Here is a 22167-nt window from a genome sequence, read left to right as displayed (position 1 = left end):
GCACTGCAACGGACAGGCGGGGGCGTGCTCATCGCACGCAGTGGGTGGCCAGCGGCGGGAAGCCGTTGAACGCCACCGACGAATAGCTGGCCGTGTAGGCGCCCGCGCCGATCAGATCGACGTGGTCGCCCGCGCGCAGCTCCAACGGCAGCTCGTAGCACGTGTTCTGGTACAGGACGTCGTCCGCGTCGCACGTCGGCCCGGCCAACACCACCGGACCGACGGGCACCCCGTCGTGGAGCACACCGCCCCGGCTCGTCGCCAACGGGTACGCGATGGCCTCGCCCTCGGTCTCCGCGAGGCCGCCGTAGCGGCCGATGTCGAGGAACACCCAGCGGCGTTCGTCCGAATAGGACTTCCGCGACACCAGCACCACTTCGGAGCGGATCAGACCCGACTCGGCCACGATAGCGCGTCCCGGCTCGATCATCACCTCGGGCGAGAACTCGTCGAAGTGACGTGCGATCGACGCGGTGATGGCGGCGGCGTAGTCGGCCAGCGGCGGCGGCTGCGTCAGGTAGCCCGCGGGCAGGCCGCCGCCCAGGTTGACCGTGGTCGGCGAAAGCCCTTCGGCGCGCAGCTTCAGGATGATCTCGGCGGCGTCGGCGATCGCGCCGTCCCAGCCGTTCGGGTCGAGCTGCTGCGACCCGGCGTGGAACGCCACGCCCAGCGGAACGAGACCCAGTTCCGCGGCCAACCGCAGGAGATCCGTCGCCATCTCGGGCGAGCAGCCGAACTTCTTGCCGAACGGGTACGTGGAACCCTTGCTGTTCACCAGGATCCGCAGCAGCACCGACGAGCCGGGCGCGTGCTCGGCCAACGCGCGCACGTCCTGTTCGCTGTCGGACACGAACAGTCGCACACCGCGGTCGTAGGCGTAGGCGATGTCCCGCGCCTTCTTGATCGGGTTGCTGTACGAGATGGCCTCCGGCGCGGCGCCGAGCTCCAGGCACAGGTCGATCTCGGCGGGGCTCGCCACGTCGAAGCTCGACCCCTCGGCGGCCAACAACCCGACCACGTCGGGCGTCGGGTTCGCCTTCACCGCGTAGAAGATGCCCACCTGCGGCAGCGCCGCGCGGACGGCCGTGAACCGGTCGCGCACGGTCGGCAGGTCGATCACCAGACAGGGCGTGTCCGGTTGCTCATGGTCCAGGAAACGACGAATACGAGCCATTGCCTCGTGGAGCCGTTGATCGGCAAAGCTCGTCGTCATCTCGCTAGGGGTCCCCCTCCGCAACCGTGTTCAGGCACGGTCTGACCATGTTCAGGCACGGCCGTCCACTCTAGGCGGTGAAGGCGGAAAAAGCGCTATCAGCCGGCGAAGTTGTGACGCAGCTCCACGACGGTGATGTCCGGCGGCGCGCCGACCCGCACCGGCGGACCCCAGAACCCGACCCCGTTGCTGGTGTAGACCTGCGTGCCGTCGACCGTCTCCAGCCCGCTGCGCACCGGCTGCTGCAAGCCGACCGCCAGGTGGAACGGGAACATCTGGCCACCGTGCGTGTGCCCGGACAGCTGCAGGTCCACCCCGTGCTTGGCGGCCTCCCGGACCTGCACCGGCTGGTGCGCCATCAACACCACGGGCGTCGACGTGTCGCGGCCGTCGAGGGCGCGGGCGTAGTCGGGACCGTCCTGGAAGCCCTCGCCGGTGACGTCGTTGACGCCCGCGAGGTCGAACGTCGCACCGGCCCGCTCGATCGTCAGCCGCTCGTTGCGCAGCGGGTTGACCCCGAGCCGTTCCAGCTCCGCCAGCCACGGCTCGGCGCCCGAGTAGTACTCGTGGTTGCCGGTGACGAAGAAGCTGCCGTGCGTGCTCACCAGGTCGCGCAGCGGAGCCGCCGCCTCGCCGAGCTGGTCCACCGTGCCGTCGACCAGGTCGCCGACGATCGCCACCAGGTCCACCTGCTGCGCGTTGATCAGCCGCACGATCCGCTCGGTGTGCCCGCGGCCGAGCAGCGCACCCAGGTGGATGTCGCTCACCACCGCGATCCGGTAGCCGGACAGCCGCTGGTCGAGCTTGGCGAGCGCCACCGGCACCCGCTTGAGCACCGGGTCGCCCAACGCCGCGGTGGCGCCGTAGGTGACGACGCCCGCCGTGGCCACCCCGCCCGCGACCGCGAGCGACCGTGCGATGAACAGCCGTCGACCCGGGTCCACCGGCTGCTCTTCGGGCGCGGGCGTGGCCTCGGGCGTCTCCACGACCGCCTCCGGCGCGCCGACGGCCACCGGCACCTCGTGCCTGCGCGCCGAGCGGACCAGCAGCAGCCGCGGGATCTCCAGCACACCCAGGATCAACGCGAAGTAGAAGGCGCCCGCCAGCCAGATGAACCCCGGCCACGCGACCGCGTTGCCGAGCCCCGACCCGAGCCTGCTCACGAACAGGGCGGACATCACCAGCAGGTAGAGGAAGAGCACCACCGCCGTCCCGACCCGGCGGCCGCGACCGGGACGGGTCGTGTCCCGGACGGCCCGCTTCCAGATGTAGTAGTGCGCCGCGCCCATCACGACGGCGAACAGCACGAAGAAGAACAAGCTGGGCCTCCCGAGTGGTGGTGAGACCAGTTTCCACGAATCCCGAAACTCCCATGCAACCCCCTGGGCGTCCGGAGGCGTGATTACCTCGTACCGCAGCACGGGGGAGGACAGATGAGTGATCGGGACACCGCGTTCGCCGAGTACTTCGCGGCGCGGTCCGAGGCCATGCGCGGCACGGCGTACCTGCTGTGCGGTGACTGGCACCGTGCCGAGGACCTGGTCCAGGCCACGTTCACGAAGCTCTACGTGGCCTGGCGACGGATCAACCGGCACGAGGCACTCGACGCCTACGCCCGGCAGACGCTCGTCCGGACGTTCGTGTCCGAACTGCGTCGGGGCTGGTTCCGCAAGGAACGGGTGAGCGACACGCCTGTCGAGACGGCCGCCGTCGGGCGTGGTTCGGCGGAGGACCGGCTGGTGCTTCTGGCGGCACTGGCCAAGGTTCCGCCGAGGCAACGCGCCGTGCTCGTGCTCCGGTACTGGGAAGACCTGTCGGTCGAGGAGACCGCCAGGGCGTTGAACTGTTCCGAAGGAACGGTGAAGAGCCAGGCCGCGCGGGGGCTGCAGACGCTGCGCGGCCTGATCACCCCTCAGCAGGGAGAAATGGTGCGATGAACGAGCACGACCTGAAGAGTGCGATGCAGGATGTGATGGTGGCGAGCAGCCCGCCGCCACCCATGGACCCGAGGGCTGCGGTGGAGTTGGGACGCCGAGCGCAGCGGCGCAGGCAGGCCACGTGGGGCGGTGCGGTCGCCGGTCTCGCGGTGGTCGCCATCGCGGTCGGCGCCGTGCTGGTGCCGAACATGACCGGTGGCGGCGGCGACGACGTCGCCCAAGTGGGTGCGCAGCAGTCCGCGTCCGGCGCGCCGTCGGTCACCGCCACGGCCAGCCCGCCGCCGTCGGTCCGGCCGACGCCGACCGGCACCGATGTGCCGTCCGACACCAGCACGCCGTGGCCGAACGGGCAGACCGACCGGACCGCGACCAGCGGGCCGCGGGCGGACAAGAGCGTCGCCGTGCTCAACGACCTGGTCTCGGCGTTGCCGAGCGGGTTGAAGGCCGAGGACAAGACCAGGGTCGGCTACCCGGACTACGGGCCGATGACGCGCACCCAGTCGCAGTTCGCCGACTACGCCGGCGCCCTGGAGGTCTGGGAGTACATGGCCTACACGCCGGTGACGCGCGCTGAGGCGGCGGGTGTCGGCAAGCTGTGGATCCAGGTCGAGACCAAGGGCAACAGCCGTCGGCCGGGCGAGGCCTGCGCGGCGGCCACCGCCATGCCGTACCCGGTGGACGGCACGTGCCAGGTCGTCGACGTCGACGGCAATCAGGTCGGCGTGGTCACCGGCGGGTCGGAAGGCGACCTCGAACAGGCCGCGTTCCACCGGCACGCCGACGGCACGCTGGTGATCGTGGCGCAGTCCAGGGTGTACCGGAACTCCGGTCACCAGGGGATGGCCGAGCCGCCGCTGACGTCGCAGCAGCTCGCGACGATCGCCGCGAACCCGGAGTTCCGCCTGGACTGAGTCGGGGGAGGGACGGGGAGGCCGGGCAGCGGATGTGCCCGGCCTCTTCGGTATATAGGGGTAGTCCGTCGGCGGGTACTCCATCCGGGTGTTCGTGCAGGTACCGTGCTGTTTGCCATGCGGACCCTGCTCATCGACAACTACGACTCGTTCACCTTCAACCTCTTCCAGTACCTGGCCGAGGTGAACGGGCGCGAGCCGGTCGTCATCACCAACGACGACCCGCGGTTCCGGCTGGCCGACCTGCGGCGGTTCGACAACGTGGTGATCTCGCCCGGACCCGGCCGGCCGCAGAACGAGGCCGACTTCGGCCTGTGCCGGGCGGTGATCGAGCACGCCGACATCCCGCTGCTCGGCGTGTGCCTCGGCCACCAGGGGCTGTGCCTCGCGCACGGCGCGTCGGTGGGGCTGGTCCCGCCCCGGCACGGGGTGGTGGACCTGGTGCGGCACACCGAAGTGGACGTGTTCGCGGGCCTGCCGTCGCCGCTGCCCGTGGTGCGGTACCACTCGCTGGCCGTGTCCGACCTGCCCCCTTCGCTCGAGCCGATCGCGTGGACGTCCTCCGACGACGTGCTGATGGGCGTGCGGCACCGGTCGCGGCCCGCCTGGGGTGTGCAGTTCCACCCCGAGTCGGTGTGCACGTCGCACGGCCACCAACTGCTGGCCAACTTCCGCGACCTGACCGAGGCCGCCGCCGTCGAGCCCCTGGTTCCGGCCGCTCCGGTTCCCCCTTCTGCTGGTGTGCCTGCTGCCGTGCCCTCTGGTGTGCCTTCTGCTGTGTCTTCTGCCGCTCGTGAGGTGCTGGTGCGGCGCGTGGACGTGCACCCGTCACCGGAGGACGTGTACGCGGCGTTGTACGGGGCGTCCCGTGACGCGTTCTGGCTGGACAGCAGCCTCGCCGGCGAACGGGGCCGGTTCTCCGTGATGGGGGACGCCGGCGGGCCGTTGGCGCGCGTGGCCACGTACGACGTGTGGACCGGCGAGGTGACCGTGGACGGGGTGGCGCACCCCGGGCCGTTCTTCGACTGGCTGGAGGCCGACCTGGCGGCGTGGCGGGTGGCGCCGCCGGACGTGCCGTTCGAGTTCGCGCTCGGCTGGGTCGGCTACCTCGGCTACGAGCTGAAGGCCGAATGCGGCGGAGTGGCGGCGCACCGTTCGGAGCAACCCGACGCGGCATTCGTGTTCGCCGACCGGGCACTGGTTTTCGACCACGTTTCCCGGTGCGTCTACCTGTTGGCGTTGTCCGACGAGGACGACTGGTTGGGCCGAACGGCCGATTTCCTGCGCGATTTCACCGCGCCGCCCACGACCGCACCGACACCGGCCCGTGCCGACTTCGTGCGGTCGCGGCACAGCCGCGCGCACTACCTGAAGCTGGTCGCGGCTTGTCAGGAGGCCATCACGGCGGGCGAGAGCTACGAGGTGTGCCTGACGAACATGGTGACGTGGCGTGGCGCGGTCGACCCCTGGGACGCCTACCGGTTCCTCCGCGCGGAAAGCCCGGCTCCGTTCGGGGCGTTGCTCCGTTTCGGCGCGCTCTCGGTGCTCAGCACTTCACCCGAGCGGTTCATCCGGGTGGACCGACAGGGTGTCGTCGAATCCGAGCCAATCAAGGGGACACGACCCCGCGGCGCGACCGCCGCCGAGGACGCGGCTTTGCGCACGGCCTTGGCTACCAGCGCGAAGGACCGCGCGGAGAACCTCATGATCGTGGACTTGGTCCGCAATGATCTGGGCCATTGCGCGGAAGTCGGCAGCGTCGAGGTGCCCAGGATCTTCGAGGTGGAGAGCTACGCGACAGTGCACCAGCTCGTCAGCACCGTTCGGGCCCGACTGCGTTCCGGTAGTTCCGCCGCACGCGTGGTTAGGGCGGCGTTCCCGGGCGGGTCCATGACAGGAGCCCCCAAGATCCGGACAATGCAGATCATCGACGGGCTGGAAGCCGGGCCCAGGGGTGTCTACTCCGGGGCGCTCGGTTACTTCTCACTGTCCGGAACGGCCGACTTCAGCATCGTCATCAGGACGCTGGTGGTGGACCGCGACAAGGTGAGTTTCGGGGTCGGGGGCGCGGTCATCGCGCTGTCCGACCCGGCGGAGGAATTCGAGGAGACCGCCGTCAAGGCGACCGCCCTGCTCAAGCTGCTGGACGCCGAGTTCCCGGGGCGCACCAGAATGGCGTGAAGGCTCTTGACCTGCGGTTTTCCCCTGCGGTAGGTGTGGTCCACCGCAGGGGAAAACGACGCGAGTCAGGAAGCGTGCGCTTCCTGGAACTGCACGACCAGGCCCTGGGGAATGCGGCCGCGGTCGGAGATCTGGTGGCCCTGCGCGCGCGCCCAGTCCCGAATGGCCTGGGCCTGGGCCTTGTCACCAGCCTTTACCGTGCTCTTACCGGTGCCCTTGCGCTGCTTGCGGCCACCCGCCCGGCGCGCCTTGGCGACGAAGTCGGCCAGGGACTCGCGGAGCTTGTCCGCATTGTCCTTGGAGAGGTCGATGGAGTACTCCACACCGTCCAGCGCGAAGGTCACGGTCTCGGCGGCTTCGCTGCCGTCGAGGTCGTCGATGAGTTGGACGACGGTCTGCTGTGCCACTGTTCCTCCGTGTGTGCTCGCATAGCGCGTGCTGCCCTCGACTTGTTCTGCGCCACACGCTTGGTTCGACACCATAGTGCACGAGAGGAATATCGCCTAACCTTTCGCGATGAAAATGTGACTGATGCCCCCGGACGGGTCATTTCACGCCCTAAACGGCACCGGCCGAAATGTGAGGCCGCCGAAGGGGTCACCCCGTGGTGCCGGTCACACCCGGTCGAGTGGCCTATCCTGGAGTCGGATACCCGCCCAGGGTAGGGAAGGTCGGGAGCGATGCACGGTTACACGGCGGACAAGGACGCGTACCTCAAGCGATTGCGCCGCATCGAGGGGCAGGTCCGCGGCCTCCAGCGGATGGTGGAGAACGACGACTACTGCATCGACGTGCTGACCCAGATCTCCGCCGCGACCAAGGCGTTGCAGGCGGTGTCCCTGGGTCTGCTGGACGAGCACCTGAAGCACTGCGTGGCGCAGGCCGTGGCCGAGGGGGGCGAGGTGGCGGACGAGAAGATCGCCGAAGCCTCCGCCGCAATCGGCCGCCTGGTCCGCTCCTGACACCCGGGACCCCGGCCGCCGTCCCCCGGAACAAGGGGGCCGCACGGCGGCCGGGCAACCTGATCCAGTAGAGTGCTCCCGCCGGCCCCCGTAGCCCAATCGGCAGAGGCAGCGGACTCAAAATCCGTCCAGTGTGCGTTCGAGTCGCACCGGGGGCACGTAGTTGGACCACACAAGATCGGCCCCTGACCTGCGTGAACCAGGTCAGGGGCCGATCTTGTTCCGTCCGGTGGTGTCCGGCTGTCACCTGCGGTCTACGGCTGTCTGTGCCGAATGCGTGCCGAGATGGTTCGGGTCAGCTGTCGTCGGTCTTGTAGGCGTCTGTCAGACGGCGGCGCGCCGCGTCCTCTTGGCCCGACAGACACTTCGCGTAGATCTTGAACAGGACTTCCAAGGAGTGGCCTGCCCATTCGGCCACCTGCTGTGGCGGCACCCCGCCGTTGAGCCAGGTGCTGACGGCGGCGTGGCGCAGCTGGTAGGCGCGTCGTGCCAGAGGTGAGGCGTAGTCCTCCTCGGTGAACGCCGCTTCGCGTGCCTTGCGCCAGGCGCGGCTGTAGGTGGACTCGGAGAACAAGCCGCGGTCACGTACGCCCCGGAACAGGAAGCCGTCCGGGTCGGTGCCGAACTGGCGCAGGTGGTCACGGAGCAGTACGGCGAGTTGCGGTGGGCACGGCACCGGCCGGGTCTCGCCCTTCTCCCGGTGCTTGAGCTGCCGACGGTCCCGGCGCATCCCGGTCTCGCTCCACGCCGCGCCGGTTTCCGGGGCAGATTCGGACAGCAGCAGTTCTCCGCCGTCGTCGTCCACGCCATCCGGGAGCACCCATCGTTGCCCGCTTTCGTCCCACGTGGCATCCGGGATCAGCACGTCCTGTCTGCGAAGGTTGACGGCTTCTCCAGGACGCGCCGCCGAGTAGTACATCGTCGCGAAGTAGGCGACCAGCCGCGGACCGCTCGGCTGCTGGACCCGCACGGCGTCGAGCAGTTGCCGCGCTTGGGTCGGGTTGACCACGGTTCGCTTGTCGATGGCCTTGGGTGGTTTCGGGACCTTCCACTTGAGGGCCGGGATCGGGTTCTTGTCGAGCAGCTTCAACTCGACGGCGTACTCCATCGCGTTGTAGAGCACAGCGCGCTTACGCCTGATCGTGGACGGCGCGGCGCGCGTGCCGTCGAGCTTCTTGGCCAGTCGTCCCAGCATCGCGCGCATCACGGTCGGATCTTGAAGCGCTGAGACCTGCTTGGTGTTGGCGGTCAACCACTTCAGCGCCGTGCGTACCTCGGTCGGTGCCGCGCTGTCGCGGCGGTTCCTGTTGAATGCCCAGCCGTTCAACGACCGCCGGATCACCTTGTCGTCCGGCTTGCCGCGCGTCGTGGAGAGCATGACGCTGGTGGCGTTCGTCAGCATCTCCGCGACGCCCTTGCGCGAGTTGCCCGCCGACTCATCCCACTTCATGTCCACGTAGGCGCACGCGAATGCGAACCAGGTCATGCTGTTCTCGGCTCGCTGCGTCGAGACCGGCAACCCGGTTTCGACGCTGAACGCCTCACCGCCCTTGGCCGCGACGACCAGTTTCGACCGGAAGCTGTCGGCCAACGCCGAGGTCTTGAACGGTTGTTTGAACCGCGCGCCCGCGACCGCCCACCGCACGGTGTAGGTGGTTGTCGTCTTGCCTTGCCACACCTCGGTTTTCCAGATGCGGACGTCGAACGTGGTAGCCATCAGGCTGCTTCCTCCAGGGATTCCAACCAGTCGTTGAGCGCGGTGCGGCTGACGCGGATCTCGCCGTTGGGGAGCTTCCGACTGCGAGGTGCCTTGCCCTTGGCTTTCCACTCGTAGAACGTGCTGCGGGAGATCTTCAGCTCGGCGCACACTTCCGCGATCGTCAGTTGCTCGTGCGGCTTGCTCATCTCGTTCACCTCCCCCCGTTCGCGTGGAACTGCGGGTGAACCAGGTAGGCGGCCGACGGAGGGCGACCACGGCCGCGCCGTTCGGGCTCGGGTTCACGGCGGACGTAGCCGTGTTGTTCAAGCAGGTTCAGCGGCTCGTCCAGCTGCGTCACGGTCTTGAACTGCGAACGGGAGACACCTTTGGCGAGTTCGTTGCGGCTGAAGCGGGAGGGCTTCGTGCGCTCGATCCAGTTCAGGATCAGGCGTGCCTTCTCGATCGTGTCGTTTTCGCCGATCAGGTCGAACGCCGCCAAGGCGTGTGCGGCGAAGTAGCGACCCAGTCTGACGGCGCGGGTCATGGTGTCGCCGGCGATTGGGCGGCCCCACCCGGTCGTGGGGTTGTCCGCGAGGTGCAGCAGGCCGGCGAGTCGAATCGTTGCGCCGACGTACTTGCTTGCCCAGTCGCGGATGTGGCCGAATGCCCCGCCCATGCGCAGCTTTGGTTCGACTTCGCGTTCCAGTTCGAGCACCAGATCGGCTGCTTTGTTGGTCAGCGTCAGCACAGCCGGGTCGGTCCATTCGGCCAACGCGCACACCAGCGCGCGAAGGTTGTCGCTGTAGGTGGCAACGACATCCGGGCTGATCTGGTCGGGGCCGATGACGCGGTTGCCGACCAGGTCGACGGGCAGGGAGAACAGGATGCGTCCGAGTAGTCCGCGCTCGCGGAACCCGGCGTTGTCGGCCAGGTCGCGGATGACGGAGGGCTGCAACGCCAGACCGAGCGTGAGCGCGGGTCGCTCGATGTGCTCGGCTTCGCGGCTCTGACGGTCGACGCGCAGCAGGTCACCGGCGTGGCCTTTGAGGAACACCTCGAAGTTGGGCGTGCCGCTGTAGCGCCCGGCGAGCGTGGCAAAGATCCCGCCTTCCGCTGACAGCACTGCCAGCCGGCCGCCTTGTTCGGCCATGAGGGAAGCCGCGGTTTCGCTGGTGATGTCGTCGGCGATCAACCGGGGGAGCACCGGCACGGTGATGGCTTCGGCGACCATGGCGGCGTCGGTGGCTGCTGCGACCGCTTCGTGCTGCTGGAGGGCGTCGGCCCGGGTGGCGGCAGCCGCGGCTTTCTCCGCCCGGGCGTGGGCGATCTTGCGTTCCAGTTCGGCGGTAGCGATCAGTGGTGTGGTCCGTTCGACCAACTCCCGCTCGACCTGCAACAGCGGTGAGGTCATCGCGGAGAACACCGGCGACTTGCGTGCACCCGGCGGCAGTGCGACGACGACGTAGAGGTTCACGGGCTCACGCCACAAGCCACGCACCGCGACTTCAGCGCGCCCGCCGGCGGCGGTGGACAGGGCAGCCAGCCCGATGCACCCCGCCAGATCCGGCGGTGTCTGCGTTTCGGTGGCGATTCCGGCCACCTGGTCGGCAAGCCAACCGGGCAGCACGTCCAGCGGGAATGCGGGCAACCCGGCGGCAGCACGCCCGGTGAGCGGCGCCGGTGTTTCCCACGGCTCACCACCCGGCACCAGGTGCAAGCGCACCGAATTCTCCGCGATTGCGGTGTCTGACTCTGCGGTGGTCATGGCGTCCTCGGTGATGCTGTCCGGGGCGGGTGCGATGTCGGTCATGCAGCCGCAGCCGCCCCAGTCGTCCTGGTCGAAGCCGGGCTGCAAGGCGTTGGTGCCCTGGACCTGGGTGCGCAGGACGGTGAGCGGTAGGGGGCGGGTGGTGCCGCCTTTGCGGGTGCGCAGGACGGCGACGTCCTTGCCGAGGGCGTCGCGGAAGGCTTGTTCTTCGCGTTCGTTGTCGGCGTAGCGGTCGGGGTCGGTGCGTAGGAGGCGTGCCCATTGGGCCTGGCCGCCTTTGACGCAGGCTCCGCCGCAGTTGGCGTGGGGGTAGCCCTGGGCGTACATGACCGGGGGTTCGATTCCGGCTTTGCGGGCCTGGTCCAGCCAGTGGTCTTTGGGGTAGTAGGGCGGGTCGATGAGCGGCATGGCGACCGGCCAGGGTGCCCAGCCTGCTTCGACGCCGGGGGCGCGTTCGGGTTCGGTCCAGTCCAGCCCGACGTAGAGCACCGTGTTCGCCGGGTCGGCGTTGGCTTCCAGCCACTGTCGGCAGGGGATCTGCTTGAGGTACTTGGCGCAGGGCGCGAACTTCCGGATTTTGATCATCCGTTCGTCGTTGAACACCTGCCACGGCGTGCGGCCGTCGGCGACGCGGGTGATCGGGACACCGAGTTCGGCGCTGGCCTCGTCGTTGAACCGGTAGAGGTCGGGGTGCTCGACCAGGGTGTCGGCGAACAGCAACACCAGGTTGTCGGTGCCGTGGCGTTGGGCGACGAGTTTGGCGGTGGCCCAGCTGGTGATCCCGCCCGACCACATCACCACATGTCTGGTGGTCACGCGGCACCTCGCCGTGCGGGCGCGGTGCGGGGCTTGTCGCGGCCGGCCTGGATGCCTCGGTCGATGACGCGGCGGACTTCGCGGTCGGTGCAGCCGCAGTCGCCGGTGATCATGTGGGTGGCGGCTGCGTAGAGGGTTTCTTCGGCTCTAGACGAGGGGAGCAGTCCCCCGGCGACGAGTTGCCCGAGGGCGACGGCGGCGGTGTAGAGCACGATGTTGTGCGCGGTCGTTTGTGCCCTGGCGACGCGGTCCGCCTCACCCCGGAGTGCCGCTTCGACGTAGGCGGGCAACCGGTCCACGGCGATCTGAACGGGCGCTGTAGTGGCCGTGGGCGGGCGAACAGTGAGGCGCTGGACCAACCAGGCGGGCAGATCGGCCACGGGCCGGTCGTCCGCAAGCCGGTACGGGCCGTCCGGAGTGGTCGATCCGGGTGCGACGACGTAGCCGCCCTGACCTCGGGTGTCGATCTTCCACCCGAGGGCGAGTCCACGGTTGCCCTGGGTGTTGCCGAGTCGGACTCCGGCGGGGGCGCGGAAGTACAGGTGCCAGCCGCCGGACGGGGTCTCGACGGTCAGCGTGTCCATCGGTATGGGTTGGCCGGCCTCTTCGCAGAGCAGGACTAACATGTCCAGCCCGCCCTGGACCTCCCCTCGTCTAGAGCCGTCCTGTGGCCGGTCATCGGGCGAGTCCGCCGTGTCCAGGTCCACGATGAGCAACCCGCTCCGCCCGGTGGCGATCCCGACGTTGCAGCCGCCGTAGCGCCGGCTTTCCCAGTACCAGCGGACCTCGCGCGGGTCGTTGGTCGCGCGCTGCTCCCATCCCTGGTGGGTGGTGGCGCAGATGCCGGTAGCCGGGCAGTGGTCCTCACCGTGGAAGGCGGGCGGCTTCTTGGAGTGCGGGCGCAGCGGGAACACGTACCAGCCGCGCGCCACGGCGTCCAGGGCGACGGCGAGCATGGCGTCGCGGTGCCGCTCGCTGGTGTGGCGAGTCATGGTGACCTCCGGTTGGTGGTGCCCGGTCAGCGGCGGGTGGCGCGGTGGTTGCGCCGTAAGCGGTTGAGCACGCGGCGTCCGGCGCGCAGTCGGAGCCCTTCGCCGTCGCATCGGGTGCACAGGCGGATGCCGCCGAACAGACCGGAGGTGTGGCGGCCCATGCCGTTGCAGGCACGGCACCTGCGGTAGGGGAAGGCCAGGACGGCGACGACGTAGCCGACGGCCAGCACGGCGAGGCAGCTTCCGGCGAGTCGGGTCAGACCGGGCGTGATGTCACTGAATGTGAGCACCATGAGCGCCGCGACGATGACGCGGGTGCGGGTGACGATGGGGGTCACGGGTGCCCTCCGGGGCTGTTTTTGGGTGTGCGGCACCGACGCCGCTAGTTGCTAGGGCGCTGATCAGCAGGTGTGCGGGTTGCTAGCGGGGGCGCTAGGTCTAGCGGGCCGGGGTGCTAGACCCAGCGCCCCGACGCGGTCAGCTCGCCGACCGGTCGCGGTTACGCTCCGCGAGCAAGTCGGTGATGTGGGCGCGGTCGATGCCGCGCCGGTTGGCTCCCTTGCCGGTGGTGGGGTCGGTGCCCCACACCTGGCCGGTGCCGATGCCGTAGGGCTTGAGGGCGGCGGACAGGGCGGTGGCCTTGCCGGTGCCGTCCAGTTCGGCCCACTGGCCGTAGACGGCCGGGCGCAGCGCGGTCAGCCGGTCCACGACGGACTCGGACCACACCTTGGTTTCGTCGGCCGCGACGACGGCCGCGATGTCGGCGATCAGGTCGTGACCGGACTCCGCAGCTGCGGCGGTGTCCTCGCCGATGGCGTGGCCGGTGAGCGTCCCGGCGGTGGCCCGCAGGGCACGGGCACGGTCGGCGATCCGGTCCGACGTGGGGCCGTCCAGGTAGGACGAGCGCACGATCTGCGGGTCGTCGGCCGCGCCGACCAGGTAGCCGATGCCCTTGTCGGACTGGGTGAACATGGTGGCCCGGATGCCGTTCTTGTAGGCGCTGGTGCCCAACACCATGTCGTTCTCGATCTGTCCCATCACCCGCAGGCAGAACCGGATCCCGACGTTGGCGCTGACCCCGGTGGGCAGGGAGTCCTTGTCCGGCCGCTGGGTGGCCAGGATGAGGATGATCCCCATGGCCGGGCCGCGCTTGATGATCGCGGTGGCCAGTTCCCCGGCTTCCTTGCCGTAGGTGGGGTGGGAGAACGCCTCCTGACACTCGTCCACGGCGAATGCCAACGGCCACAACCCCAACTTGCGGTTGGCCGCCAACTGCGGCGTGACCTTGTTCTCCGGGCAGATGTCCTTTGGCAGCTTGGAAATCGTCTTTGCCCGGCGCTCCAACTCGCCGTACACCTCGCGCAATGACTCCACACAGGACGCGATCGTGGCGTCATCCGCGCCGGACGCGTAGTGGTGTGCCACCTTCTCCAACGGCGACAGGTCCCCGGTGCCCTTCAGCTCGAACACCCGCATCTCGACACGCGGGTCCAGCGCCAACGCCAGCAGCAGCACCCGCAACGCGAACGTCTTGCCGTAGCGCGGCATCGCACCGATCAGGATGTTGGCGAACATCAGCAGCACCGACACCAGCCGGCCGCGCTGGTCGTTGCCGAACGGCAGCGGCTTGAACACGTCGGCCTCACCGCCGCGCAGCAGCGGCCAGGCGGGCTGCTTGGCCTTGTTCATCGGCTGGTCACCGACCCACAGCACCAACCGCCCGGCGTGTTCCTCCGACGCCGGTTCCGGCCACACACAGCCCAGCGGCCGACGCAGACCGGACGCCAAGCGGTCGCGGCGCTCGATGATGTCGGTCACCGTGACCCCGTACGGCAGGTCCACATCGGAGCGCCAGCCGGGGCCGTCGCGCACGATCGGCGCGGGGAAGCTGATCGCGGTACCCCTTGTGGGGTTCATCGCGGCAATACCCAGAGACGACAGGGCACGGATGACGATGTCGCTGGTCAGCTTGGCCACCGGGGCGGCCACCACCGCACGCGAGGCCAGCGGCTTGTCCGCCGGGGTACCAGCCACACCGAGAGCGGCCAGGCCGCCGGCCACGAACGCCCACATCGACCAGCGCAGCCACCACGGCATCGGGTCCGGCAGCAGGAACCACCCAACCAGCACCCCGACCAGCGCCGCACCGGCCAACCCCACGCGGACGGCCACCCGCTGGTTGCGCTGGGCCGACAACCGCAGGTACTCCCCGGCGTTCTCCTCCCGCACCGCCGCAGCCCGCAACGGCCGCGCCTCCGCGTCGATGATCCACCGGCCCATCGCGGCCAGCACCCGACCCAACCCGCGCGGGGCACGGGCCAGCAGCCGCAGCGCGTACAGCGGGGAACGCAGCAGGTGGAACGCGGCGGTGTGCGCGTAGTGCCTGCACACCCACACGGCGGTGGCGTTGAACTCCTCCCACGACCGCAACCACGACGCGACCAACGGCCGCCGCTGCTGACCACGCAGCCGCTCCCACACCGGCCGCACCGCGAAGTCGGGTTGGTCGACCATCACCAGTTCGCCCTCGATCACCTCGCCGTCCACCGACGCGGGCACGGCAACCGCGGCTTCCGCCACCGCCGGGCGCAGGGGCAGGACCTTGCCGCCCTCGGACGGGTCGGGGGTCTCGTTCGGGTCGGGGGTTCCGACCGTGGTCGTGGTGCTCATGTGGTCACCGCCTGTCGGGGGTCGTCGTCACCGGGGTCGTGGGTCAGCACGCGGCACACCACGGCCGCGACCTCGCCCCGGATGTGCAGGAACTTGCGGACGGCGTTCTGACTCGGGTGGGCGGGCAGCTCGCCGGAGTCGATCGCCGCGCGGACGCGGGCGACGTAGCCGGGCACCCTGTCCGCGATCTTCGCCGGGACCTCCGCCAGCAACGCCGCGTGCGGCGTTTCCGCATTTCCCGACGTGTTCCCGCCCGTGCGGATGTCGGTGGCGGGTCGGGGTGCGGGAAGCGCGGTGAGGTACTCGCCGATCTCGGCGGCCAGGTCGTCGCCGACCGTGTCGGGACCGGTGACCGGCAGACCGGGAAGGGTCACCGGCACCAGCCGCGCCCGCAGGAAACGGCGCCGGAACCCGACCAGGCCGGGCCGGTGCACAAGGGTGGCGGTGCCGTCCGGGGACAGGTCGGCCACGGCCTGACGCAGCGCGGTCCGCCGCACCGCCAGCACCCGCCGCGCGGCCAGGCGCTGCAACCGGGCCGCGTCCCGCTCGGCGCGGGACAGCCGCGGCTTGCCCGGTGCGGCGGTGACGAGCTGGTGGACGACGACGCCACCGACCGACACCAGCGCCATCACCACGCCGCGACCGACGCCACCGTGGTCACCGGCCAGACCGTGCACGAAGTTGAGCGCGGCTGCCACGGCGGCGAACACCCACACACCCAGGTGTAGCCATCCCGTGGACCGGTTGGCGCGCTGTGCCATCGGCACCGCGAACGCGAACGCCCACATCGCGGCCTCACTGAACAACGGCAGCAACGTGCCGACCGGCCCGAACACCTCACGGCCGTAATCGGCCATCGCGGTCCACGCCAACACGGCCGGAACCACGATCACCGGCACGAACAACAGGTCGATCGTGTGCGCCCGCAGCCACCCGGCCAACGCGGCACGGGACTGCGCCCGGCGGGCACGCACGGCGTCCTGCCGTTCCTGCCTGAGCTTCGCGTCGGCTTCCCGGTCGGCGCGGCGCTGCTCGAACAACAACGCCGCACGCGCCCGCTCGTCGGCCGCCGCCGCCTGCCGGTCGGCCCGCCGGTTCTCCGCCCACGTGCTCATCGGGCCACCTCCTCAACGCGCAGCCGCACCGGCCGGCGCGACGTCTGACCGGGCTGAAGCAGGACGAACGCGGCCGACACGACCGCGGCCAGGGCGAGCACCGCCACGGCGTCGTTGCCGCCCGACGCGGCGACCGCCCACAGCGCCCCCGCGACCAGCGCGGCGGACAGCACCAGCCGCCACAGCAGCACCGCCAACAGGGCGGCCATCGTTCCCAGCAGCACGAACGGCAGGGGGTAGGTGGTGATCAGGTCACTGGTCATCGGACACCCCCGCACAGCAGCGGCGTGGCGGTGATCGTGGTCTGCCCCAGGACCATGTCCCGATGGTTGGTGTGGTCGTGCGATGCCGTGTCCGACATGCTGGTGGTCTCCCGAGTCGTCTCGTACGGGTCGGGTCGGGCCGGACCGGCGGCGGCTTCTTGGCGGGAGTAGGCCGCCGGTCCGGGCATGGTCATCAGGGAGGCGGCGGTCATCACGCGACCGCCTTGTCGACGGGCGTGGTCTGCCCGGCGGGACGGTTACGGCGGGTGGTCTCCTGGCACCGGTCGCACCAGGCGAACTGCCGCGTGCACCGACCCTCGGCGTCACGGCGGTGACCGAGGTCGGGACGGCACCGGCAGTCGTGCCAGTACTCGACGACGTGGCCCTGCTCGGCGCACAACCGCTCGGCCACGCACTGCTCGCAGCTCAACGCCCGCCCGTCGTCGGTGACGTGCCAACCCGACCGCGCCAACCACTCCAGCGCCTCGGACTCGGTGCCGAAGTGGACCGTGGTCTCCCACTCCTCGTCGCGGTACTTCTCGCCGCACCTGTCGCAGGTGACCGTCACGCACGTCGTCGTGGTCAACATCAGGCGGCCCTTCCCTCGTAGTCGTCGGTGGTGTCGGCGAAGAAGCAGGGCAGGCACTGCTTGCGCGGACCGCGCACCACGTGGTCGACCTCGGCCAGGTGGCCGGGGTCCTGGCAGAAACGGCGCGCGCGCATCGCGGCGTCGTGCGCCTTCCACCTGCCCGGCGTCATCGCCCGGACCGGAACCGCGACCTCTTCCCGCCACAGCTCGCACACCTCCTCGGCGCGCGCCGCGATGCGGTGCCGGAACACCAACAACGCGTCCGGATCGGCCCCACCGGGCCGCAACCCCTTCGCCCGCAACTGCCGGCGGGTGCAGAGACCCTTGGGCACCCCGCCCGGCCTGGTCCCCCACCCGAACACCGGCAACCCGTCCCGCTCTCCCCGGCAGAACACCGTCATCCCGTTCCACGGCAACACCACCGTGGCCAACTGCGTACGGCGGCCCATCACGCCACCGCCCCCAGCACCCGCAGCACGTGCGCGGTGTCGATGAACACCGGACCGGCGTCCTTCGACAACGTCACCTCAAACTGCGACGTCATCCGTTGGGCCGTCCACACGTCCAGGTGCGTCCACACCTCGACTTCGGCCACGCCCGCCGGGGTGGTCACCTCGTGGCTCACCCGCGCCTTCACGTAACCGGACGCGGGCTGCAACTCGATCTGTCCGGCACCCATGACGTGGGAACACCCCGCCAACGTCACCAACGCGTCAGCGTCCAGCCGAGTCCTGAGCTGCAACTGCACGTCGGTGGCGACGAGGCTTCCGCTGGAGATGTGGACGTGCGCCACAACCGCGGACAACTCCTCGTGCGACTCCAACAGATGCGCGGCAACCGCCGCGTTCTTCGCCAGGCTCATCACGCCACCTCTCCCATGAACTCGGCGACCGCCCGGTCGCGCCGATCGCGGATCAACTGCTGACGCTCGGCGGCGGTCATGCCACCTCGTACGCCCCACTGCTCTCCGATCCCGTGCTGAAGCTCGTCCTCCAAGCAGCGCTTCACGAACGGGCACGCCCCGCACACCGCCTTCGCGGTCTCCTCGCGGTAGCGCCGGTCCTCCGGGGTCTCCTGCAAGGGCGGCGGCACGTCGTCCGCCGGGCCGAACCAAAGTTCGACGCCCGTGTCCAGACAGGGCCGGTCCTCCCACCTGGCCGGTACCGGCGTGAGCTGGAACCGCTTCACTTCGCCTCCTGTACATGTACCTAACATGTTCACTACTGATGTTGAACAAGTTAGAGACGAGTTGCCCTCTCGTCAAGCGTTCGTTCGTGGTTGCTGGTGACTACCTTCCCGGCGGCCGTGCTCGCGCGGCAGATGACGACTACCTGACTAACGGGATGACTGGTCGGCGTCAGGGTTGAAAAGAGCAGGTCAGACGGAGCATGGTGGCGGGGTAGTCACGGGGGGTGGGAACACTGACGGCACTCAAGGCGGTGCGTGAAGAACTGGGGATGACGAAGGCGGCTGCGATGCGCGCCTTCATCGCGGCGGCCAAGCGCCGACGTCGCGGAGTCCCCGAAGGGGCGAGCCTGGCTCGCATGTGGGCCTACTGGGAGAACGACGGCAGGAAGATCACCGATCCTCTCTACCGGGAACTTCTCTGCGAAATTTACAACCGGACTCCGGCGACGCTTGGTTTCGAAGAGGAACCTGTGTCCAACTTCGCGATTCCCGAGTTGGCAGCGCGCTTCAACTTCGTAACTGTTGATGCAGAGATGGTTGACCTGTTCGAGCAGCAAACACAGAACTTCCGTCTTCTCGATCGCAAGGTGGGCGCAGCTCGCCTGTCAGAACAGACGAAATTACACGTCGCCCAGATGGAGGATGTCCTACGGGATTCGATGCCTGGCTCTAATCGGGCGGGCATCGCGGCGGCATTGGCGGAAGCTGCCGCACTTGCCGGGTGGCAAGCTCTTGACATGGGAGATATTAAAGCGGCGTGGCGGCTCCACGAGACAGCCAAAAGCGGGGCGAGGGAAAGCGGGATAGCGGCCGTGCTGGCACACGTAACCGCTCAACAGGCTTACGCGCTCCTGGATAGCGGGCATAACGAAGAAGCAGTAACGCTCATTTCTCATACTCACCGCGAAAATGCGCGCTCGCTGCCTGCACTGCTTCGCGCCTGGCTCTTTGCAGCAGAGGCTGAGGCGAGGTCGGCGGCAGGTGATGGCGGCGGCGCTCGCACTGCGTTACGTCAAGCAGAGAAGTTGTTGCCCACAGACTCGGTAGATGAGGAATTGCCGTTTCTGATGTTGAACGAAGCGCATCTTGCCCGTTGGCGGGGGCACTGCCTGGCGCGACTCGGTGACAGTGAAGCGGTGACTGATCTCACCAGGGCGCTTGATGCTGCTGGCGACTCCGTGCGTGCGCAGACCGGACTCCTGGTCGATCTTGCCACTGCACTTGCTGCGAGAGGCGATGTCGCAGCTGCTCAGCAAAACGCAAAACGCGCCGCCGAGCTGGCCGGTCATGCTGGCTCAACTCGACAGCGCGTCAGGATCGCGAAGCTACTTGCTAGCTGATGGATGGCCGCTAATCGCTAGCACGTGGAGAAGTGCCACAAGGGTGCCAGAGTTGAGTATCTTTCCCTGCGCAATCAGCTTTGGAATTTCAGCGAGCGGAACCCATTCGAAACGGCCCTCGTTCTGCTCGGTAGGCTCTCCAATGCGTTCTGCACCCCTCGCGAGAAAAACGTGGTGAGCGTTGCGGACCATGCCAATCATCGGCTCGAAGGTGACTAGATGTTCGACCGTGCGAGGGCGGTATCCGGTTTCTTCTGCGATCTCGCGAATGGCGGTCTGCTCGGCATCCTCGCCGCCGTCGATGAGACCTCCCGGAAGTTCCCAGTTCCATACGTCCGAGGGGAATCTGTGTCGCCACGCCAATAGGACATTCTCGCCTGACTCATCGAGCACGGCAGTCATAGCTGCGGGCTTCATAGAAACTACGTGGTGTTCGAAGCGCTCACCCGAGGGCACGGATATGTCCGCCATACTGACCGTGATCCACTCGTTTTCGTAGATCGGGCGCTCGCTGTGGACAATCCAGCGGTCGTCTTCGGACTCCGGTGAGGTCATGCGGAAGACGATATCTCGAACAGGCAGCCGCCACAGCGGCCAGTCGTTCGGATCATGGTTGAGCGACGTACGCACCCGCGCCCTGGCGAACGGAGACGATGCCCCTGTCCTGTAGCAGCCTGTATGCGCGGCGGACGGTAGTCCGGGACACGCCGTGTTCCGTCATCAGGCGGGTTTCGCTCGGAAGGGGAGTGTTCGCGGGTAGTGACTGTTCTTCGATCAGCTTCAGCACGGCTTGGGCGACAAGCTCGTACGCGGCAGTCGGGGTGGTGGTTGCTGGCAACTGTGCGCCGTTGCGCGCCGCGACGAAGCGACCGCGGCCCGGCTTTACCTCGATCAGCCCGCGTTCCTCGACTACCCGAAGCGCGGACCGCACGGTGCCACGAGCAACCTTGAACTGGTCCGTCAGGGCGGCCTCGGAAGGAACCGGGGCACCTGGCGGCCAGTCACCGCCTTCGATCTTGTTGACCATCTGGTCCGCGATCGTCAGGTACGTCCCACGCTGCGCCATCGTGCTCCCACCTCCGTCCGTGAACCTATCGGAAGCGACACCCGCCGCGACGTGGCGCGGCCAGCGTGTCAACGCTGGTTGACGCTGGATGGTCGAGACACGTGCCACGAAAACACAAAAAGCACGTTAGGCCACTGTGGACAAATGCCTACCAGGCACGATGTCCACCCGACGCCGTGGCGTACCCCTTCCACGTTATGCCACGACGTGCACCGAAAATCCCAGCGAGCTGGTGCGATTGAGCCCGTTCCACGCGCCCGGCGGGGGCAACAGACCGCAGACCAGCTGCCGTAGCGGCTATGAGGTCACGTGGGTCGCCTAGATCGGAGGGGTTTTCGGGGCATGTCGTGACATAACGTGGAGCGGCCTTGCCACGCCAATCTCTTCGTATCACTGCTGGTAGGAGGCTGTCCACAGTGCCCTAACGGCCTTTTCGTGTTTTCGTGGCACGCGTCCCGACCACTCGGCGTCAACCAGCGTTGACAACCCGGACGGCACGGTGCCCCATCTCCTGCCACACGCCGCAGCCGCTTGCCACGGCGCCCGACGTTCGGCCAAGTTTCAGCCAACGCCGATACACCAAGAACCTGTTTGCGCATGTCAGAGCAGGTGGCAGCCGCCCGTCTTGCGAGAACGCCGCTAGGTGCGCCCCGCCCCTGTTGTCACCTGGCTAAGCAGCTCTCAAACTCGCCGGGGAGTGGTCACCACCCGAGGGGGCAACCCGTTCCACGAACTTCGGAGCCGAAGCAGACAGGCCGCCCTAACGTTGGCAAGATGGCCTGCCGCTTGCAGGCCAGTGACACCTCAAGGCACTGTCTCGCACCGACAAGTTGTGACGTCGCTGGCGTGGCCCATTGACTCGAACAGCAGTTCGAGGTACTAGCGAGGTAGCACTCGTTCGAGACAGGACGCCGTGCCCTACGGTGTCGAACTGGCCAGAAGGAGGGGCTATGAGCACGAGATCAAGCATCGAGTGGACTGAGACAACGTGGAACCCGACCACCGGGTGCGACAAAGTCTCAGCCGGATGCGACAACTGCTACGCCCTCACACTCGCCAAGCGCCTCAAGGCAATGGGGTCAGCCAAGTACCAGACTGACGGCGACCCACGAACGAGCGGCCCGGGCTTCGGTGTGGCCACACACATGACCTCCCTGGCGGAGCCGTTCCGCTGGCGCGAACCGCGCGTGGTCTTCGTCAACTCGATGAGCGACCTCTTCCACGCGAAGATCCCGCTCGACTTCATCCAGCAGGTCTTCGACGTCATGGCCGCCACTCCACGACACACCTACCAGATCCTGACCAAGCGCGCCCTCAGGCTTCGTCGCATCGGAACCTGTCAATGGTGTTGAGACAGTTCAGGCTGCTTGTTCTGTTTCGTGTTCTGTCTCCTCGTTTTCTTGGGGTGGTTCGTTGATCCAGGCGGATTTGGGTAGCTTGGGTGGGGTCGGTGCGCG

General features: G+C 68.3%; 24 protein-coding genes and 1 tRNA gene. 7 read left to right on the top strand and 18 right to left on the bottom strand.

The window, feature by feature from the left end:
- Window positions 1–28 precede the first annotated feature (28 nt).
- Both FM051_RS11550 and FM051_RS11545 read right to left on the bottom strand, forming a co-directional pair.
- Window positions 29–1213: a type III PLP-dependent enzyme gene (locus FM051_RS11550; RefSeq protein WP_158842922.1), complete on the bottom strand. Its 1185-nt coding sequence runs from the start codon at window positions 1211–1213 to the stop codon at window positions 29–31.
- Between the two features lie 98 nt (window positions 1214–1311).
- The gene (locus FM051_RS11545; RefSeq protein ID WP_238412328.1) at window positions 1312–2532 is read right to left on the bottom strand and encodes a metallophosphoesterase; all 1221 of its coding nucleotides are present in this window, start codon (window positions 2530–2532) and stop codon (window positions 1312–1314) included.
- A gap of 114 nt (window positions 2533–2646) precedes the next feature.
- Between FM051_RS11545 and FM051_RS11540 the strand changes: the two genes are divergently transcribed.
- The 3 genes from FM051_RS11540 to pabB all read left to right on the top strand — a co-directional run bounded on the left by FM051_RS11540 (window position 2647) and on the right by pabB (window position 6242).
- Window positions 2647–3150, top strand: coding sequence for a SigE family RNA polymerase sigma factor (locus FM051_RS11540; RefSeq protein ID WP_158842921.1), 504 nt, complete (start codon window positions 2647–2649; stop codon window positions 3148–3150).
- Window positions 3147–4061 carry a hypothetical protein gene (locus FM051_RS11535; RefSeq protein WP_158842920.1) on the top strand — a complete coding sequence of 305 codons (915 nt, stop codon included), beginning with the start codon at window positions 3147–3149 and terminating at the stop codon, window positions 4059–4061. Before FM051_RS11540 ends, FM051_RS11535 begins: the two co-directional genes overlap by 4 nt.
- A gap of 117 nt (window positions 4062–4178) precedes the next feature.
- Entirely contained in the window at window positions 4179–6242 is a 2064-nt protein-coding gene (gene pabB / locus FM051_RS11530) for an aminodeoxychorismate synthase component I (protein WP_158842919.1), read from the top strand.
- 65 nt (window positions 6243–6307) lie between these two features.
- Here pabB and FM051_RS11525 read toward each other — a convergent pair whose 3' ends face one another.
- Entirely contained in the window at window positions 6308–6649 is a 342-nt protein-coding gene (locus tag FM051_RS11525; RefSeq protein WP_015104119.1) for a histone-like nucleoid-structuring protein Lsr2, read from the bottom strand.
- Between the two features lie 273 nt (window positions 6650–6922).
- Here FM051_RS11525 and FM051_RS11520 point away from each other — a divergent pair, with 273 nt between their 5' ends.
- Window positions 6923–7204, top strand: coding sequence for a metal-sensitive transcriptional regulator (locus tag FM051_RS11520; protein WP_077006260.1), 282 nt, complete (start codon window positions 6923–6925; stop codon window positions 7202–7204).
- Between the two features lie 84 nt (window positions 7205–7288).
- Window positions 7289–7362, top strand: a tRNA-Leu gene (locus FM051_RS11515).
- Between the two features lie 137 nt (window positions 7363–7499).
- Here FM051_RS11515 and FM051_RS11510 read toward each other — a convergent pair.
- The 13 genes from FM051_RS11510 to FM051_RS11445 form a co-directional block, all read right to left on the bottom strand.
- Window positions 7500–8921, bottom strand: a complete 1422-nt coding sequence (locus FM051_RS11510) for a tyrosine-type recombinase/integrase (protein ID WP_158842918.1) — start codon at window positions 8919–8921, stop codon at window positions 7500–7502.
- Entirely contained in the window at window positions 8921–9109 is a 189-nt protein-coding gene (locus FM051_RS11505) for a helix-turn-helix transcriptional regulator (RefSeq protein WP_158842917.1), read from the bottom strand. Before FM051_RS11505 ends, FM051_RS11510 begins: the two co-directional genes overlap by 1 nt.
- A 5-nt stretch (window positions 9110–9114) precedes the next feature.
- A complete protein-coding gene (locus tag FM051_RS11500) occupies window positions 9115–11466 on the bottom strand; it encodes a YfjI family protein (protein ID WP_238412378.1) in 2352 nt (783 codons plus the stop codon).
- 17 nt (window positions 11467–11483) lie between these two features.
- Window positions 11484–12479 carry a bifunctional DNA primase/polymerase gene (locus FM051_RS11490; protein WP_238412327.1) on the bottom strand — a complete coding sequence of 332 codons (996 nt, stop codon included), beginning with the start codon at window positions 12477–12479 and terminating at the stop codon, window positions 11484–11486.
- A gap of 26 nt (window positions 12480–12505) precedes the next feature.
- Window positions 12506–12817 (bottom strand): hypothetical protein, encoded by a 312-nt coding sequence (locus tag FM051_RS11485; protein ID WP_158842916.1) that lies wholly within the window; start codon window positions 12815–12817, stop codon window positions 12506–12508.
- 139 nt (window positions 12818–12956) lie between these two features.
- Window positions 12957–15149, bottom strand: a complete 2193-nt coding sequence (locus FM051_RS11480) for an FtsK/SpoIIIE domain-containing protein (RefSeq protein WP_158842915.1) — start codon at window positions 15147–15149, stop codon at window positions 12957–12959.
- The gene (locus FM051_RS11475) at window positions 15146–16264 is read right to left on the bottom strand and encodes a hypothetical protein (protein ID WP_158842914.1); all 1119 of its coding nucleotides are present in this window, start codon (window positions 16262–16264) and stop codon (window positions 15146–15148) included. Before FM051_RS11475 ends, FM051_RS11480 begins: the two co-directional genes overlap by 4 nt.
- Window positions 16261–16527: a hypothetical protein gene (locus FM051_RS11470; protein ID WP_158842913.1), complete on the bottom strand. Its 267-nt coding sequence runs from the start codon at window positions 16525–16527 to the stop codon at window positions 16261–16263. The genes FM051_RS11475 and FM051_RS11470 overlap by 4 nt, the downstream gene beginning before the upstream one ends.
- A complete protein-coding gene (locus FM051_RS11465) occupies window positions 16524–16739 on the bottom strand; it encodes a hypothetical protein (RefSeq protein ID WP_158842912.1) in 216 nt (71 codons plus the stop codon). The genes FM051_RS11470 and FM051_RS11465 overlap by 4 nt, the downstream gene beginning before the upstream one ends.
- Window positions 16739–17116: a hypothetical protein gene (locus tag FM051_RS11460; RefSeq protein ID WP_158842911.1), complete on the bottom strand. Its 378-nt coding sequence runs from the start codon at window positions 17114–17116 to the stop codon at window positions 16739–16741. The genes FM051_RS11465 and FM051_RS11460 overlap by 1 nt, the downstream gene beginning before the upstream one ends.
- Window positions 17116–17565 carry an RRQRL motif-containing zinc-binding protein gene (locus tag FM051_RS11455; protein ID WP_158842910.1) on the bottom strand — a complete coding sequence of 150 codons (450 nt, stop codon included), beginning with the start codon at window positions 17563–17565 and terminating at the stop codon, window positions 17116–17118. The genes FM051_RS11460 and FM051_RS11455 overlap by 1 nt, the downstream gene beginning before the upstream one ends.
- Window positions 17565–17978, bottom strand: coding sequence for a hypothetical protein (locus tag FM051_RS11450; protein ID WP_158842909.1), 414 nt, complete (start codon window positions 17976–17978; stop codon window positions 17565–17567). Before FM051_RS11450 ends, FM051_RS11455 begins: the two co-directional genes overlap by 1 nt.
- Window positions 17978–18304: a WhiB family transcriptional regulator gene (locus FM051_RS11445; RefSeq protein ID WP_158842908.1), complete on the bottom strand. Its 327-nt coding sequence runs from the start codon at window positions 18302–18304 to the stop codon at window positions 17978–17980. The genes FM051_RS11450 and FM051_RS11445 overlap by 1 nt, the downstream gene beginning before the upstream one ends.
- A gap of 224 nt (window positions 18305–18528) precedes the next feature.
- Between FM051_RS11445 and FM051_RS11440 the strand changes: the two genes are divergently transcribed.
- On the top strand, window positions 18529–19644 hold the full coding sequence (locus FM051_RS11440) for an NsdA family TPR-like regulatory protein (RefSeq protein ID WP_238412326.1): 1116 nt from the start codon (window positions 18529–18531) through the stop codon (window positions 19642–19644).
- Here the strand turns inward: FM051_RS11440 and FM051_RS11435 are convergent.
- Complete coding sequence (locus tag FM051_RS11435; RefSeq protein WP_158842907.1) at window positions 19630–20199, bottom strand: NUDIX hydrolase; 570 nt, start codon at window positions 20197–20199, stop codon at window positions 19630–19632. The genes FM051_RS11440 and FM051_RS11435 overlap by 15 nt on opposite strands.
- Window positions 20200–20251: 52 nt before the next feature.
- Window positions 20252–20710, bottom strand: a complete 459-nt coding sequence (locus FM051_RS11430; RefSeq protein WP_158842906.1) for a GntR family transcriptional regulator — start codon at window positions 20708–20710, stop codon at window positions 20252–20254.
- A 950-nt stretch (window positions 20711–21660) separates the two neighbouring features.
- Between FM051_RS11430 and FM051_RS11425 the strand changes: the two genes are divergently transcribed.
- A complete protein-coding gene (locus FM051_RS11425) occupies window positions 21661–22062 on the top strand; it encodes a DUF5131 family protein (RefSeq protein WP_238412325.1) in 402 nt (133 codons plus the stop codon).
- Window positions 22063–22167 lie beyond the last annotated feature (105 nt).

Origin of the sequence: Saccharothrix deserti (assembly GCF_009769385.1) — a bacterium.
GTDB lineage: Bacteria > Actinomycetota > Actinomycetes > Mycobacteriales > Pseudonocardiaceae > Actinosynnema > Actinosynnema deserti.
Note: the sequence above shows the minus strand (reverse complement) of the source record. Positions and strands in the feature narration are given on the sequence as shown.